We start from the raw sequence: 14,789 nt of genomic DNA on the forward strand, positions 1-14,789 counted from the left end.
GCACCACGGCCTGCTGGCACGCCCGCGCCGGCTGGGTGCGCCCGGCGCGGCTGGTGCAGTCCCTGCTGGACCACCCGGCCATCGCATGGCACGGCGGCGCACAGGTCGCGCGGTTGCGCCGCGTGCCGGCCGGCGAGGACGGCAAGAGCGACGACACTGGGCCGGCGGGCTGGCAAGCCATCGGTGCGCAGGGCCAGGTGCTGGCCGAGGCCCCCTACGCCTTCGTGGCGGGCGGGCCCGACAGCATGCCGCTGCTGGACCACCGCTGGACCCTGCAGCCGCTGCGCGGCCAGGTGTCGTGGGCCGAAGAAGGCGAAGACACCGCGGGCTGGCCGCCCTTTCCGGTCAATGGCAACGGCAGCCTCGTGCCCCACATTCCCGGGCCGGAGGGCGCAAACGGCGCCCGGCGCTGGTACGCCGGCTCCACCTTCGAACGCCACGCCACCGAGCTTCCGCCCAGCAGCGCCGACGAGACGGCCGCACACGCCACCAACTGGAAAAAGCTGCGCACCTTGCTGCCGGCCGTGGCGGACCAGTTGGCGCCCGCCTTCGGCCAGACCCATGCGGCCCCAACGGACCGAGTGCCCGGCAGGGAAATCCCCCCCGTTTGGGTCTGGGCCGGCCTGCGCTGCGCTTCGCCCGACCGCCTGCCGATCGCCGGCCCGGTGGACCCGCACGCCCTGCCCGGGCTGTGGGTGTGCACGGCGATGGGCGCGCGCGGAATCACGCTGGCGCCGCTGTGCGGCGAACTGATCGCCGCCCGGCTGCATGGCGAACCCTTGCCGCTGGACGCCCGCCTGGCCCAAGCGCTGGGCACGGAACGGCTGTGAACCTGGACTGACCCGCGGGCCGGGCAGAAACGGCGCCCAACCCCTTATCGCCGTTTTCCGCCGTCCGCCCCCTGCCAACCCGCGCCAGCCTTGAGGAATATGCTTATCCGCATAACGGCCTCACAAAACAATCGTTTGTTTCCATAAAGACTCCCACTACATTCGCCCGCATGCATGATTTGGCATTCGTTTTCGCGGGCTTCGCGGTGGGCTTGATCGTCGGCCTCACCGGGGTGGGCGGCGGCTCGCTGATGACGCCGATCCTGATCTTCTTCTTCGGCGTGAAGCCGCACCTGGCCATCGGCACCGACCTGCTGTTCGCCGCCTTCACCAAGATGGGGGGCACCGTTAGCCTGGCACGCCAGCGGCTCGTGCCCTGGAAGGTGGTGGGCCTGCTGTGCGCCGGCAGCGTGCCGGCGGCGCTGCTGTCGCTGTGGGCCCTCCAGGTGATGGGTCCCAGCAGCAGCACCGCCCAGCGCATCATGACGACCACGCTGGGCGTGGCCCTGCTGCTGACCGCCGCGGCCATGCTGTACAAGGCCTTCGTGTTTTCTCCCGCCCGACAGGCGGCCGACCGGGCGGCGCGCGCCGATGCCGGCGAAGACGCCGCACGGCCACGCCACTGGAGCCTGCCGGTGCTGCTGGGCGCCGTGATCGGCACGCTGGTCACCTTCACCTCCGTGGGCGCGGGCGCCATCGGCGTGACGGTGCTGCTGATGGTGTTTCCCCTGCTGCCGTTGCCGCGCATCATCGCGGCCGACATTGCCTATGCCGTGCCGCTGACCCTGGTGGCGGGCCTGGGGCATGCGTCGCTCGGCTCCGTGGACTGGCCGCTTCTGGTCCAATTGCTGGCGGGATCGCTGCCAGGCATCTGGCTGGGCTCGCGCCTCGTATCCCGCGCGCCGGAGCGGTTGATCCGCTCGGCCCTTTCCGTGCTGCTCGCCTGGGCGGGCGCCAAACTGGTTTTGATCTGAGTGACCCACGATGTACCAATACACAGACTTCGACCGCGAATTCATCCGCCTGCGCGCTGAGCAGTACCGCGACCAACTCGAACGCTTCCAGGCCGGCAAGCTTTCGGGCGACGAATTCAAGCCCCTGCGCCTGCAAAACGGCTGGTACGTGCAGCGCTACGCGCCCATGCTGCGCGTGGCCGTGCCCTACGGCGAGCTGTCCAGCACCCAGCTGCGCGTGCTGGCCAAGGTGGCCCGCGAGTACGATCAGCCCGATGCCCCCCTGCTGGCCGAGGCCCAGGCCACGCAGGAAAAGCTGGGCGACATCCCCCTGCACGACGGCCGGCGCATCGGCACGCAGCTGAAGTACGGCTACGGCCACTTCACCACGCGCACCAACGTGCAGTACAACTGGATTCCGCTGGACAAGAGCGCCGATGTGATGGACCTGCTGGCCTCCGTGCAACTGCACGGCATCCAGACCAGCGGCAACTGCATCCGCAACATCACCAGCGACGCGCTGGCCGGCATCGCCGCCGACGAGATCGCCGACCCGCGCCCGTTCTGCGAAATCCTGCGCCAGTGGAGCACGCTGCACCCCGAGTTCGCCTTCCTGCCGCGCAAGTTCAAGATCTCGCTCAACGGCGCACTGGAAGACCGCGCCGCCCTCGGCTGGTACGACGTGGGCCTGCAGCTGCACAAGAACGATTCCGGCGAGCTGGGCTTTCGCGTGCGCGCCGGTGGCGGCATGGGCCGCACCCCCGTCATCAGCCCGGTGCTGCGCGAGTTCCTGCCCTGGAACCAGCTCATGAACTACCTGGAAGCCGTGATCCGCGTCTACAACCGCTATGGCCGCCGAGACAACGCCTGGAAGGCGCGCATCAAGATCCTCGTCAAGTCCGAAGGACAGACCTACATCGACCAGGTCGAGGAGGAGTTCCGGCAGATCGTCGAGATCGAAGGCGGCCCGCACACCATCACCCAGGCCGAGCTGGACCGCGTGACCGCCTCGTTCCGCGAACCCGCGCTGGACCTGCGCCCGGCCGACGCCGAAGCCGAGACCGTGGCCCTGCTGCGCACCGCCGCCGAGAACGACCAGGACTTCGGCCGCTGGCTCACGCGCAACGTGATGCCGCACCGCCATCCGCAGCTGCGCGCCGTGGTGCTGTCGTTCAAGCGCCTGGGCTACGCGCCCGGCGACGCCACCGCCGAGCAGATGGAAGCCGCCGCCGACCTGGCCGACCGCTTCTCGGGCGGCGAGGCCCGCGTGACGCACGAACAGAACCTGCTGCTGCCCTGGGTGCGCCGCGACCAGTTGCCCGAGCTGTACAAGGCCGCCAAGGCGCTCGGCCTGGCCAAGCCCAACATCGGCCTGCTGACCGACATGATCGCCTGCCCCGGCGGCGACTTCTGCTCGCTGGCCAATGCCCGCTCGCTGCCCATCGCCGAAGCCATCACCGAGCGCTACCAGGACCTGGACGAGCTGTGGGACCTGGGCGAGATCGACCTGCACATCAGCGGCTGCATCAACAGCTGCGGCCACCACCACAGCGGCCACATCGGCATCCTGGGCGTCGACAAGGACGGCAAGGAGTGGTACCAGATCACGCTGGGCGGCGCCGACGGAACGAACCTGTCGGGTCCGGCCATTCCCGGCAAGATCATCGGCCCATCGTTCAGCGCCAGCGAAGTGCCCGGCGTGATCGAGGCGCTGCTGGCCACCTACCGCACCGAGCGCCTGCCCGTGGTGGACGCCGCCCACGGCCCCCGGCACGAGAACTTCATCGACACCGTGCGCCGCGTGGGCATCGAGCCGTTCAAGGCCGCCGCCAACGCCGCGCGCCACCCTGCCGAAGTCCTTTCCGACTGACATCCGCCGACGTCCTCCAGCCCCACCGAATCACTATGAAAATAATAGCTGCCAGCGCACACAGCACCAGCGCGGAAGGCCAAAAAAGTCCTTGAACTGGCCAACGACGCCGACCCGCTCGCGCAAGACCTTGCAGGCATCGAGCGCATCGACCTGCACTTTCCGAAATTCACCGACGGCCGGGCATTCAGCCAGGCCCGCCTGCTGCGCCAGCGCCTGAAGTTCGCGGGCGAGATCCGCGCCACGGGCGACGTGCTCATCGACCAGCTGGTGCAGATGGCCCGCTGCGGCTTCGACGTGGCCGTGCTGCGCGAGGGCGTGGATAGGGCCGACGCGCAGCGCCAGCTGGACCGCTTCCACGCCTTCTACCAGGGCGACGTGACGCACCCGCTGCCGCATTTCCGCGACGCCGCCTGACGCGACGCCCCCGCCCCGCACAACGACGCCCCCAACGAGATCCCCCGCATGAATGCCCGCACCGAATCCCATGTGCTGAGCCACCTCAGCAACCGCCACCTGGACGCGCTGGAAGAAGAAACCATCTTCATCCTGCGCGAGGTGGCCGCCGCCTTCGAGCGCCCCGCCCTGCTGTTTTCGGGCGGCAAGGATTCGCTGGTGATGCTGCGGTGCGCCGAGAAGGCTTTTGGCGTGGGGCGCATCCCGTACCCGCTGCTGATGATCGACACCGGCCACAACTTCCCCGAGGTGACGGATTTCCGCGACTTCCGGGCGAAGGAACTGGGGGCCGAGCTCATCGTGCGCAGCGTGGAAGACTCCATGGCGCGCGGCACCGTGCGCCTCGCGCATCCGGGCGAGAGCCGCAACGTGCACCAGTCGGTCACGCTGCTGGAGGCCATCGAGGAATTCCGCTTCGACGCGCTGATCGGCGGCGCCCGCCGCGATGAGGAAAAGGCCCGCGCCAAGGAGCGCATCTTCTCGCACCGCGACAGCTTCGGCCAATGGCAACCCAAGGCCCAGCGGCCCGAGCTGTGGACGCTGTTCAACACACGGCTGGCGCCGGGCGAGCACTTTCGCGTGTTCCCCATCAGCAACTGGACCGAACTCGACGTGTGGCAGTACATCGACCGCGAGCAGATCGCCCTGCCCTCGCTCTACTACACCCACAAGCGCCAGGTGGTCGAGCGCAAGGGCCTGCTCGTGCCCGTGACCGACCTCACCCCGCCGCGCGACGGCGAAACGGTGGAGACGCGCGACGTGCGCTTTCGCACCGTGGGCGACATCACCTGCACCTGCCCGGTGGAGAGCCCGGCCGCCACGGCCGCCGACATCGTGATCGAGACCCTGGCGGCCGATGTGAGCGAGCGCGGCGCCACGCGCATGGACGACAAGACCTCCGACGCTTCGATGGAAAAGCGCAAGAAAGACGGGTACTTCTGATGACCACCACTACTAATTCGATAGCAGAGCAGGCAATCAATCCCCCGGCATCGGGCCAAAACGATGCCATCTCTGCACTGAAGTTCATCACCTGCGGCTCGGTCGACGACGGCAAGAGCACCCTCATCGGCCGCCTGCTGGTGGACAGCAAGGCCGTGCTGCAGGACCACCTGGCCGGCGTGCAGCGCCAGGGCGAGACCGACCTGGCCCTGCTGACCGACGGCCTGTCGGCCGAACGCGAGCAGGGCATCACCATCGACGTGGCGTATCGCTACTTCGCCACCGAAGAGCGCAAATTCATCATCGGCGACGCACCGGGCCACGAGCAGTACACGCGCAACATGGTCACCGCCGCGAGCAGCGCCGATGCGGCCGTGGTGCTGGTCGATGCCACCAAGCTCGACTGGAAGAACCCCGGCCTCGAACTGCTGGTGCAGACGCGCCGCCACTCCCTGCTGGTGCACCTGCTGCGCGTGCATTCGCTGGTGTTCGCCGTGAACAAGCTCGATGCGGTGGAAGACCCGGCGCTCGCCTTCCGCCACATCCGCGATGCGCTGGGCGCGTTCGCTCAGGCCGCCGGCATCGCCGCGCGGGCGACGGTGCCCGTGTCCGCCCTCAAGGGCTGGAACGTGGTGGATGCGCACCCCGGCTGGTGCGGCTACGAAGGCCCGAGCCTGCTGCAGATCCTGGAGCGCCTGCCCAACACGCCCACCGACGTCGCGCTGCCGCTGGCCTTCCCGGTGCAGTGGGTCGAGAAATTCTCGTCCTCCGCCGACACCTCCCAGGGCCGCCGCGTGTTCTGGGGCCGCGTGGCGGCAGGCGCCGTGGCGCCGGGCACGGCCGTGCAGGTGTTCCCGAGCGGCCAGCAGGCCACCGTGGCCCAGGTCCTAGACCATGCGCGCCGCCCCGTGGGCGTGCCGGCCGGCCAGAGCGCGGGCATCGTGCTCGACCGCGAGGTGGACGTGTCGCGCGGCGACTGGATCCTGGCCGCACCGCAGGCCGCCGCCGTGGCCGCCGACGATTTCGACACCCCGGCATCGACGCCCTCCTGGCCCGGCCGGCGCGAACTGCGCGCCACCGTGGCCTGGATGGACGACGAGCCCCTGGTCGCCGGCCGCGTGTACTGGGCGCTGCACGGCCACCGCTGGGTCAAGGCCAAGGTGCAGCGCGTGGTGCACAAGCTCAACATCCACACGCTGGCCGAAGAAGACGCCGCCCAGCTCGACCCCAATGCCATCGGCCACGTCGACCTGCTGCTGCAGGAGCCCCTGCCCGCCGCGCCGTTCACCCAGGCGCGCGTGCTGGGCTCGCTGATACTGGTGGATACCGCCAGCCACAAGACCGCTGGCGCGGTGCTGGTGAACGCCCCGGCGGCCTGACCCGAGGCGCCGAATCTTCGCCGTTGCAGGGGCGGCCCCAGGCCGCTCCCTGAAACGCCCTAAAATCGCGGGTTACCCCCGATTCCAACGACAACTCCTGCCATGACTCACGTCGTCTCCGAAAACTGCATCAAGTGCAAGTACACCGACTGTGTGGACGTGTGCCCCGTGGACTGCTTCCGCGAAGGCCCCAACTTCCTCGTGATCGACCCCGATGAATGCATCGACTGCGCCGTGTGCATTCCCGAGTGCCCGGCCAACGCCATCTTTGCCGAGGAAGACCTGCCCCCGGACCAGATCGCCTTCATCAAGATCAACGCCGACCTGTCGCCCCAGTTCAAGAGCATCACCAAGCGCAAGGCGCCCCTGCCCGACGCCGACGAATGGAACGGCAAGCCCGGCAAGGTGGTCGACCTGATCCGCTGAAGCAGACAGGCCCCCGACACCCCGTGAAGACCGAAGCGCCCCCATCCACCCCGATGGCCATCGAGACGGATGCCGCCGTCATCGGCGCGGGGCCGGTTGGGCTGTTCCAGGTGTTCCAGCTCGGGTTGCAGGGCATTGCAGCCCATGTGATCGATGCGCTTCCCCACGTGGGCGGCCAGTGCGCCGAGCTGTACGGCGACAAACCCATCTACGACATTCCCGGCATTCCCGTCTGCACCGGGCGCGAACTCGTCGCGTTGCTGCAGCGGCAGATCGCCCCGTTCCCACCCACCCTGCACCTGGGCCAGCGTGTTGCCACGCTCGCGCCGCGGCCCGACGGGCGGCTTTTGCTGCAGACCACGGCCGGCACCGCGCTGCTGGCGCGCACGGTCTTCATCGCCGCGGGCGTGGGCGCGTTCGTGCCGCGCGCCGTCAAGGCCGAAGGCATCGATCGCTTCGAAGGCACGCAACTGCATTACCACGAGGATGCGGCCGACACCGCCGGCCGGCATGTGGTCGTGCATGGCGGCGAAGACACCGCCGTGGCCCGCGCCATCGCCTGCGCCCAACCGGGGCCGCACGCCGCCGCCAGCGTGACCCTGCTGCACCGGCGCGATGCCTTCCAGGCGCCGCCCGAGGCCCTGGCCCAGCTGCAGGCCCTGCGCGACGCCGGCCGCATCGCGGTGGTGGCCGGGCAGATCGTCGGCGTCGAGGTGCAGCACGACCGCCTGAGCGCGCTGCAACTGATCGACCCGGACGGCCAGCCCCGGCCATTGCCGCTCGACGTGCTCATTGCCTGCCTCGGCATCTCGCCGCGCCTGGGCGCCATCGCCGACTGGGGACTGGCGATGGAGCGCAAGCAGCTCGTGGTCGATACCGCGGCCTTCCGCACGGCCATCCCCGGCATCCATGCGGTGGGCGACATCAACACCTACCCCGGCAAGCGCAAGCTGATCCTGTGCGGCTTCCACGAAGCCACGCTGGCGGCCTTCGGCGCGGCCGAATACCTGTCCGGCGCGCCCGTGGCGCTGCAATACACCACCACCAGCGCCCGGCTGCACGAGCGGCTGGGGGTGGCGGTGCCGGCGGCCTCCGCACCGCCCTAGAATCGCGGCTTCGCCAGGGGTGCTGCCGACCGGCCCCCGTCTGAGACTTTCCCCTTGAATCGGCCGGGGTCATCCTCGCGCAGGCCATTCGCCTCCCGCCGCCACGCCCACCGCATGCCGTCCCGGCGTGCCTTGGGGCCAGCCCGTGCCGCGATCCTGCTGTGCCTGCCATCCACGGAGCTTCCATGCCGCCCTCCTCGCCCCCTGCGACTGCCAACGACGCGCTGATCCCCATCGCGCCCGACCGCCGCGTCTTCCGTTTCGGCGACCATGCCTCGCTGTGGTTCAGCCTGGGTGTGGGCCTGCTGGTGATGCAGGTGGGCGCCTATCTGATGCCCGCGTTGAGCCCGCGCGAGGCGCTGGCGGCCATCGTGGCCGGGTCGCTGATCGGCGCCGGCCTGCTGGGCTGGGTGGCCAAGATCGGCTGCGACAGCGGCTTGGCGAGCGCCGGACTGATGCATGCCGTCTACGGGCGCGCGTTCGCAGGCCTGCCCATCGGGCTCAACATCGTGCAGCTCGCGGGCTGGGGCGCGTTCGAGCTGGTGGTGATGCGCGATGCCACGGTGGCCATCGGCCGGCAGGCCGGCGCCATGGGCGGGGCCCACTGGCCGGTGCTGGCCACGCTGCTGTGGGGCGGCGTGGTGATGCTGCTGCTCAGCGGCTCGATGGTGCAGCTGGTGCGCCGGCTCATCGCGCGCGTGGCGCTGCCCCTGGTGGTGCTGTCGCTGCTGTGGCTGAGCTGGCAGTTCGTGTCGCTGGCGCAGGCCCAGGGATTCGCCACGCTGTGGACGCGCCCCGGCGCGGGCGGCATGGGCGTGCTGCCGGCGCTGGACCTGGTGATCGCCATGCCCATCTCCTGGCTGCCGCTGGTGGCCGACTACGCGCGCCACGGCACGTCCGGCCGGTCCGCGCTGCGCGGCACCTGGCTGGGCTACGCGCTGGCCAACCTGTGGTGCTATGCGCTCGGCGTGCTGGTGGCGCTCACGCTGCCCAGCCAGGACCTGGTGACCGCGCTGCTGCTGGCCCAGGGCGGGCTGATCGCGCTGTCGCTCATCCTGATCGACGAGGTGGACAACGCCTATGGCGATGCGTATTCGGGCGCGGTCTCGGCCCACAGCCTGCTGCCGCGCTGGGGCGTGCGCCGCTGGGGCATGGCCATGGCGGCGCTGTGCACGGCGCTGGCCCTGGTGCTGCCGATGCACAGCCTGGAGCCGTTCCTGCTGCTGCTCAGCTCGGTATTCGTGCCGCTGTTCGGCGTCATCCTGGGCCGGCTGGCGTTCGGCGCGCCGGTGCAGCAGGCCCTGGCAAAGGCGCGGCAGGTGGAGTGGCTGCCCGTCGGCCTCTGGATCGCGGGCATCGCCTGCTACCACGGGCTGCCGCGGGTGCTGCCGGCGCTGGGCGCGGCGCTGCCGACACTGTGCCTGTGCTTCGCGCTGGCGTTCCTCACCCGGCCGGGCCGGCGCTGACCCACGCCCGCGGCGCACGCGGCCGGCTTACCTGGCCGGCTTACCTGGCCGCGTGATGATATGAGGCAAAAATCGGGCTCCAGCACAATCAAGTCGCCGGCATTCAGCTATTATTTTGATAGCACCACCCAGCAACCTTGGACGGTGAGGACGGGGCAGGCAGCGCCCCTGCGCGGTCAGCCCTGCAAGATGCGCTGCGCCACCGGGCTGTGCCCGTGGTTCAGCGGCCCGTGGCCCCGGCCGGTGTGCACGTCGGCGCCCGCGGCGATGGCCGCCAGGATGTAGGCGCGCGCATGCTCCACGGCCTGCACGAGCGGCTCGCCGAGCGCCAGGTGCGCGGCGATCGCGGACGACAGCGTGCAGCCCGTTCCGTGCCCGTTGTGCGTGGCGATGCGGGCCGACTGCAGCCGGTGGTACAGGCCCTGCGGCCCGGCCAGCACGTCGATCACCCAGTCGCCCGGCAGGTGGCCGCCCTTGAGCAGCACGGCCGGCGCGCCGAGCGCCAGCAGGTCCTGCGCCGCAGCGTCCAGCGCATCGGCACCGTCCACCGCCCGGCCCAGCAGCAAGCCCGCTTCGTCGAGGTTGGGCGTGACCAGCGTGGCGAGCGGGAACAAGGCCTCGACCAGCACGCCCACGGTTTCTTGCGCGATGAGCCGGTCGCCGCTGGTGGCGACCATCACCGGGTCCAGCACCACGTGCGGCAGGCGGTGGCGGCGGATGGCATCGGCCACCACGCGCACCACCTCGGGCGAATGCAGCATGCCGATCTTCACGGCGTCCACGCCGATGTCCTCCACCACCGCATCGATCTGCTGGCGCAGCATGTCCGGCGGCACGCCGTGGATGGCGCGCACGCCCTGCGTGTTCTGCGCGGTCAGGGCGGTGATGGCGGTCATGCCGTAGCAGCCCAGGGCGCTGAAGGTTTTCAGGTCGGCCTGGATGCCCGCTCCGCCGCCGCTGTCCGATCCGGCGATCGACAGCACGCGTGCGTAGCGGCGGGCGGCCGGCGGCGAGAGGGTCTCAGTGTTCATGGGCAAAAATTATGGCCCATGCGCCAGGTCAAACCGGCGGGCGCGGTCACTGTGCTGTAATCCCTGCACGGACGAAACAGGGGTGTCCCGCCCATGGCGCGCGACTGAGAACATACCCTGGGGCCTGGCGGCCACACCACCGCCCCGCGTGCCCCGCGACCCGATCCAGGTCATGCTGGCGTGGGGAGTTTCATCGGCGGAGCCTTCCCGTTTTGTCCCCCTGTTGGCTTGCAGACAGACGGACCCGATGCGCCCCCTTCTTCTTTCCCCTTCCTCGCCCTCTTCCCTCGCCATTCTGGGCGCCGGCCTCATGGGCCGGCTGCTGGCCGTGGAGCTGGCCCACCAGGGCCATGCGGTCACGGTCTACGACGCCGCCGGTCCCGATGCGCAAGGCGCCGCGGCGCGCATTGCCGCAGCCATGCTGGCACCGTTGGCGGAGTCCGCGGTGACCGAGCCCGGCGTGGTGCGCATGGGCCACTACGCGCTCACGCGCTGGCCCCAGTTGCTGGCCCGCCTGAACGGCCCCGTGTTCTTTCAGCAGGAGGGCACGCTGATCCTGTGGCACCGCCAGGACGCGCCCGAGGCCGCCCGGCTGCGCGGACAACTCGAACGCACCACGGCCACCCTGCCGGAACTGCCCGCCCTGCAGGTGCTCGACAGCGCCGGCGTGCAGGCGCACGAGCCAGCCGTGGGGCAGCGCTTCGCCCAGGGGCTGTATCTGCCCGGCGAGGGCCAGCTGGACAACCGGCAGCTGCTGGCCGCGCTGGAGGCCAGCTTCGCCGGCCTGGGCATCGAGGCCCACTGGCACTGCCCGCGCGCGCCATCGGACTTTTCCCCCGGCACGCCCGGCCAGCCCAACTGGGTGATCGACTGCCGGGGCCTGGGCGCCCGCACGCAGTGGAGCGCGCTGCGCGGCGTGCGCGGCGAGGTCGTGCGCGTGCATGCGCCCGAGGTAACCCTGCGGCGGCCGACCCGCCTGGTGCATCCGCGTTACCCGATCTACATCGCCCCCAAGGAAGACCACCTGTTCGTGATCGGCGCGACCGAGATCGAATCGGACGACCTGTCGCCCGCCAGCGTGCGTTCGACCCTGGAGTTGCTGAGCGCGGCCTACGCGGTGCATTCGGGCTTTGCCGAGGCCCGCATCCTCGAAGTGGCCACGCAATGCCGCCCGACCCTGCCCGACAACCTGCCCGCCCTCCGCCAGGTGCGCCCGCGCGTGCTGGAGGTCAACGGCCTGTACCGCCATGGCTTCATGATCGCCCCGGCCATCCTCGACGCCGTCATGGAATGGTTGAACCAGGGACAATCGGCGCTGGCCTCCCGTTTCGATCTGGCCCTGCACCTCGACGAAGAGGCAGCCCTTTCCCCATGAACATCACCATCAACCAGACCGCCACGACCCTGCCGGAGCCTGCCACCGTAGCCGACGCGCTGGCCGCCATCGCCGCACGCCCGCCCTTCGCCGTGGCCGTGAACACCGTTTTCGTTCCCAACACCCAGTACCACCTGCGCCAGCTTGCCGCGGGCGACCGGGTGGAAGTGATCTCGCCCGTGACGGGCGGCTGAGCACCATGCATTCCCCTTCCAACCCTTCCCGAGACAACGACGACGCCGATGCGCTGGTGCTGTACGGCCAGCGCTTTTCCAGCCGCCTGCTGCTGGGCACCGCCCGCTACCCATCGCCCAGCGTGCTCGAAGCCGCCGTGCAGCGCGCCCGGCCCGCGATGGTGACCGCCTCGCTGCGGCGCCAGGGCAGCAACGCCGCCGAGACCGGCAGCGGCTTCTGGGAGCTGCTGCGGCGCCTGGACGTGCCCGTGCTGCCCAACACCGCCGGCTGCCACAGCGTGCAGGAGGCCATCACCACCGCGCAGATGGCGCGCGAAGTGTTCGGCACGCCCTGGATCAAGCTGGAGCTGATCGGCGACGACTACACGCTGCAGCCCGACACGCTGAACTTGGTCGATGCCGCCTCGCAGCTGATCCGCGACGGCTTCCAAGTGCTGCCCTACTGCACCGAGGACTTGGTGCTGTGCCAGCGCCTCGTCGATGTGGGCTGCCAGGCGGTGATGCCCTGGGCCGCGCCCATCGGCACCGGCCGCGGCCCGGTCAACCCCTATGCGCTGCAGCTGCTGCGCGAGCGCCTGGACGTGCCCATGCTGGTGGACGCCGGCCTGGGCCTGCCCTCGCATGCCTGCCAGGTGATGGAATGGGGCTATGACGGCGTGCTGCTGAACACCGCCGTGGCCCTGGCGCAAGACCCGGTGGCCATGGCCGGCGCCTTCGCCGACGCCGTGCAGGCCGGCCGCACCGCCCGCCGTGCGGGCGCCATGGCCGCGCAGGAAGCCGCCCAGCCGAGCACCCCGGTGCTGGGCACCCCTTTCTGGCACCACGACCATGGCTGAGATGCTGCATGGAACCGCTTCGGGGCACGCCGCATGGGTGCGCGCCATCCTGGCCGCGCATGGCGCCGCCTTCGCCGACTTCCCGTCCCAGCCGGCCCCCGTGCCGCTGTCCGGCGGCCCGGTGTACCGCGCGGCGCTGGAGGCCTGCAGCGCATTGGGTTTCATCGCCAGCGATGCCGAGTGCCTCGCCCGGGCCTGGCAGGCACAGACGGACCGCACCGGCGGCTTCGATGCCTCGCAGTGGCCCGATGCGCCGCAAGACTTCGGCCTGCAGCCGCTGCCGCACCGCCAGCCCTTCCCCGCCTGCCCCGAGCGGCTGGGTCTCTATGCAGTGCTGCCCGATGCGCAATGGGTGGGCCGCATGGCCCGTGCCGGCGTACCCACCGTGCAACTGCGCTACAAGACGGACGACGCACACACCATCGCGCACGAAGTGCGGGCCGCCGTGGACGCCGTGCGCGGCACGCATGCCCTGCTGTTCATCAACGACCACTGGCAGGCCGCCATCGACGCGGGCGCCTACGGCGTCCACCTGGGCCAGGAAGACCTCGATGCGCTGGCGCCTGCGCAGCTGCAGGCCATCCGCGACGCCGGCCTGCGCCTGGGGGTCAGCACCCACGGCTATGCGGAAATGGTGCGCGCCGATGCCGCGGCGCCCAGCTATGTGGCCATGGGGGCGGTGTTTCCCACCACGCTCAAGAAGATGGCCACCGTGCCCCAGGGGGTCGCACGCCTGGCCGGCTATGCCCGACTGATGCGGCACTACCCGATGGTCGCCATCGGCGGCATCGGGGCGCCGCAGTTCGGCGAGGTGCTGGCCACGGGTGTGGGCTCGATCGCCGTGGTGCGGGCGCTCGTCAATGCCGACGATCCGGAAGCCGCGGCGCAGGAACTGATGGCCCGCATGGCGGGCTGACACCGGCAACCCCTGGCAGGCGTGCGCCGACGGCAGAAAGCCGCAACGCGCGGCATGCCCTGCATCGAAAAAGGCCCCGAAGGGCCTTTTTTCCGTTACTTGTCCGTGCGCTGCTTTCGCTCCAGCTCTTCGAGCTCCAGCCGCAACTCCATCTTGTCGTTGTCCATGCCGAAGCCGACCGGATCCCCCGCCGAAGGCGGCGCGGTGACGGGCACCGGGGGCAGCTCGCTCAGCGTGAGCGGTGGTGGATCGGTCAGGTCGATGTCCAGCATGGCCTCGGAGATCGGCTTGGGGGCCAGAGGCGCCGGAATCGATTCCCAGGAGAACCCGGCAGACAGCGAGTCCAGCGATTGCAACTCCTGCTCCCGACGCGCGGAGAGGCTGTCCACACCGAAGGCGCTGGCGGAAGGCAATTCCGGCTCGGGCTCGATTTCCAGCGGCGGGGGCGTGAGGGGTGTGGTGCGGGTGCGTGGCGGCGGAACACCGCGGGCACTGGCCGGTGTGGTCTGCGCGATGGCCAGCAACAGCAACAGATCGTCGTAGGCCGCCAGATCGAACGGCGAGGCGATGGCGTCTTCGCCGCGGCGGAACAGGCAGCCTTCGAGGGTGTCCAGCACCTCGGGGGAGGACCATTCGGCCTCGATGGCCGCCAGCGCTTCCGTGTAGCTTTCCAGCGTCAGGCCCGTCCGGTGGAACGAGGAGAACTCCGGCACCTGCGCATTGAACTGCGCCTGGAACTGGGCACGCAGCTGATTGAAGCTGTCCACGCGGCTGAGCGTGTGGTACAGGCGCAGCAACTCCAGGTAGGCAAAGGGCGAGGTCTCTCCATGCTCGGCAATGTGGCGCTTAAGCACACCGATGGCCTGGTCATGCTCGCCCACCGACACGAAGAAGTCGGCCTGCTGCTGAATGTCGAACAGGTCCTCCGGATGCACGATGGGCGCGGCCCGGACGGCAGATGGCGGCGGCACCAAGGACACGGGCGGCACGGGGGCCGGCGGCGCCAGGG

At 70.2% G+C, this 14,789-nt stretch carries 13 protein-coding genes and 2 pseudogenes; 13 read left to right on the plus strand and 2 right to left on the minus strand.

Annotation, left to right across the window (positions count from 1 at the left end; genetic code table 11):
- The 9 genes and pseudogenes from AC27IO_RS13020 to AC27IO_RS13060 form a co-directional block, all read left to right on the plus strand.
- On the plus strand, positions 1–830 hold an 830-nt coding region (locus AC27IO_RS13020), incomplete at its 5' end, for an FAD-dependent oxidoreductase (protein ID WP_498739159.1).
- Between the two features lie 170 nt (positions 831–1,000).
- Positions 1,001–1,804 carry a sulfite exporter TauE/SafE family protein gene (locus tag AC27IO_RS13025; RefSeq protein ID WP_487090076.1) on the plus strand — a complete coding sequence of 268 codons (804 nt, stop codon included), beginning with the start codon at positions 1,001–1,003 and terminating at the stop codon, positions 1,802–1,804.
- Between the two features lie 10 nt (positions 1,805–1,814).
- Complete coding sequence (locus tag AC27IO_RS13030) at positions 1,815–3,653, plus strand: nitrite/sulfite reductase (RefSeq protein ID WP_498739160.1); 1,839 nt, start codon at positions 1,815–1,817, stop codon at positions 3,651–3,653.
- Between the two features lie 35 nt (positions 3,654–3,688).
- Positions 3,689–4,070 (plus strand): annotated as a pseudogene (locus AC27IO_RS13035) (DUF934 domain-containing protein).
- 48 nt (positions 4,071–4,118) lie between these two features.
- Complete coding sequence (gene cysD, locus AC27IO_RS13040; RefSeq protein ID WP_272553239.1) at positions 4,119–5,051, plus strand: sulfate adenylyltransferase subunit CysD; 933 nt, start codon at positions 4,119–4,121, stop codon at positions 5,049–5,051.
- Positions 5,051–6,430, plus strand: a complete 1,380-nt coding sequence (locus AC27IO_RS13045) for a sulfate adenylyltransferase subunit 1 (protein WP_317354278.1) — start codon at positions 5,051–5,053, stop codon at positions 6,428–6,430. Before cysD ends, AC27IO_RS13045 begins: the two co-directional genes overlap by 1 nt.
- A gap of 102 nt (positions 6,431–6,532) precedes the next feature.
- Entirely contained in the window at positions 6,533–6,856 is a 324-nt protein-coding gene (gene fdxA, locus AC27IO_RS13050) for a ferredoxin FdxA (RefSeq protein WP_487116288.1), read from the plus strand.
- Positions 6,857–6,909: 53 nt separating this feature from the next.
- Positions 6,910–7,962 (plus strand): NAD(P)/FAD-dependent oxidoreductase, encoded by a 1,053-nt coding sequence (locus tag AC27IO_RS13055; protein WP_498739163.1) that lies wholly within the window; start codon positions 6,910–6,912, stop codon positions 7,960–7,962.
- A gap of 185 nt (positions 7,963–8,147) precedes the next feature.
- A complete protein-coding gene (locus AC27IO_RS13060; RefSeq protein ID WP_487115557.1) occupies positions 8,148–9,428 on the plus strand; it encodes a purine-cytosine permease family protein in 1,281 nt (426 codons plus the stop codon).
- A gap of 176 nt (positions 9,429–9,604) precedes the next feature.
- Here the strand turns inward: AC27IO_RS13060 and thiD are convergent, their stop codons facing one another.
- The gene (thiD, locus tag AC27IO_RS13065; RefSeq protein WP_317354272.1) at positions 9,605–10,459 is read right to left on the minus strand and encodes a bifunctional hydroxymethylpyrimidine kinase/phosphomethylpyrimidine kinase; all 855 of its coding nucleotides are present in this window, start codon (positions 10,457–10,459) and stop codon (positions 9,605–9,607) included.
- 247 nt (positions 10,460–10,706) lie between these two features.
- Between thiD and AC27IO_RS13070 the strand changes: the two genes are divergently transcribed.
- Genes AC27IO_RS13070 through AC27IO_RS13085 form a run of 4 tightly spaced genes read left to right on the plus strand, consistent with a single transcriptional unit; the run spans position 10,707 to position 13,780 of the window.
- Positions 10,707–11,834: an FAD-dependent oxidoreductase gene (locus AC27IO_RS13070; protein WP_498739161.1), complete on the plus strand. Its 1,128-nt coding sequence runs from the start codon at positions 10,707–10,709 to the stop codon at positions 11,832–11,834.
- Complete coding sequence (gene thiS, locus AC27IO_RS13075; RefSeq protein ID WP_284400028.1) at positions 11,831–12,028, plus strand: sulfur carrier protein ThiS; 198 nt, start codon at positions 11,831–11,833, stop codon at positions 12,026–12,028. Before AC27IO_RS13070 ends, thiS begins: the two co-directional genes overlap by 4 nt.
- Positions 12,029–12,033: 5 nt before the next feature.
- A complete protein-coding gene (locus tag AC27IO_RS13080) occupies positions 12,034–12,864 on the plus strand; it encodes a thiazole synthase (protein ID WP_487091065.1) in 831 nt (276 codons plus the stop codon).
- Positions 12,857–13,780, plus strand: coding sequence for a thiamine phosphate synthase (locus AC27IO_RS13085; protein ID WP_498739162.1), 924 nt, complete (start codon positions 12,857–12,859; stop codon positions 13,778–13,780). Before AC27IO_RS13080 ends, AC27IO_RS13085 begins: the two co-directional genes overlap by 8 nt.
- A 95-nt stretch (positions 13,781–13,875) precedes the next feature.
- On the opposite strand, the pseudogene AC27IO_RS13090 reads toward AC27IO_RS13085, so the two are convergent.
- Positions 13,876–14,789, minus strand: a pseudogene (locus AC27IO_RS13090) (hypothetical protein); the annotation flags it as partial.

The sequence above is a fragment of the Acidovorax sp. KNOB132 genome (genome assembly GCF_057541515.1).

Bases quoted from the DNA above. Each gene is read 5' to 3' on its own strand.
- AC27IO_RS13025 (WP_487090076.1), top strand. From the start codon at position 1,001: ATGCATGATTTGGCATTCGTTTTCGCGGGCTTCGCGGTGGGCTTGATC.
- AC27IO_RS13030 (WP_498739160.1), top strand. From the start codon at position 1,815: ATGTACCAATACACAGACTTCGACCGCGAATTCATCCGCCTGCGCGCT.
- cysD (WP_272553239.1), top strand. From the start codon at position 4,119: ATGAATGCCCGCACCGAATCCCATGTGCTGAGCCACCTCAGCAACCGC.
- AC27IO_RS13045 (WP_317354278.1), top strand. From the start codon at position 5,051: ATGACCACCACTACTAATTCGATAGCAGAGCAGGCAATCAATCCCCCG.
- fdxA (WP_487116288.1), top strand. From the start codon at position 6,533: ATGACTCACGTCGTCTCCGAAAACTGCATCAAGTGCAAGTACACCGAC.
- AC27IO_RS13055 (WP_498739163.1), top strand. From the start codon at position 6,910: ATGGCCATCGAGACGGATGCCGCCGTCATCGGCGCGGGGCCGGTTGGG.
- AC27IO_RS13060 (WP_487115557.1), top strand. From the start codon at position 8,148: ATGCCGCCCTCCTCGCCCCCTGCGACTGCCAACGACGCGCTGATCCCC.
- thiD (WP_317354272.1), bottom strand. From the start codon at position 10,459: ATGAACACTGAGACCCTCTCGCCGCCGGCCGCCCGCCGCTACGCACGC.
- AC27IO_RS13070 (WP_498739161.1), top strand. From the start codon at position 10,707: ATGCGCCCCCTTCTTCTTTCCCCTTCCTCGCCCTCTTCCCTCGCCATT.
- thiS (WP_284400028.1), top strand. From the start codon at position 11,831: ATGAACATCACCATCAACCAGACCGCCACGACCCTGCCGGAGCCTGCC.
- AC27IO_RS13080 (WP_487091065.1), top strand. From the start codon at position 12,034: ATGCATTCCCCTTCCAACCCTTCCCGAGACAACGACGACGCCGATGCG.
- AC27IO_RS13085 (WP_498739162.1), top strand. From the start codon at position 12,857: ATGGCTGAGATGCTGCATGGAACCGCTTCGGGGCACGCCGCATGGGTG.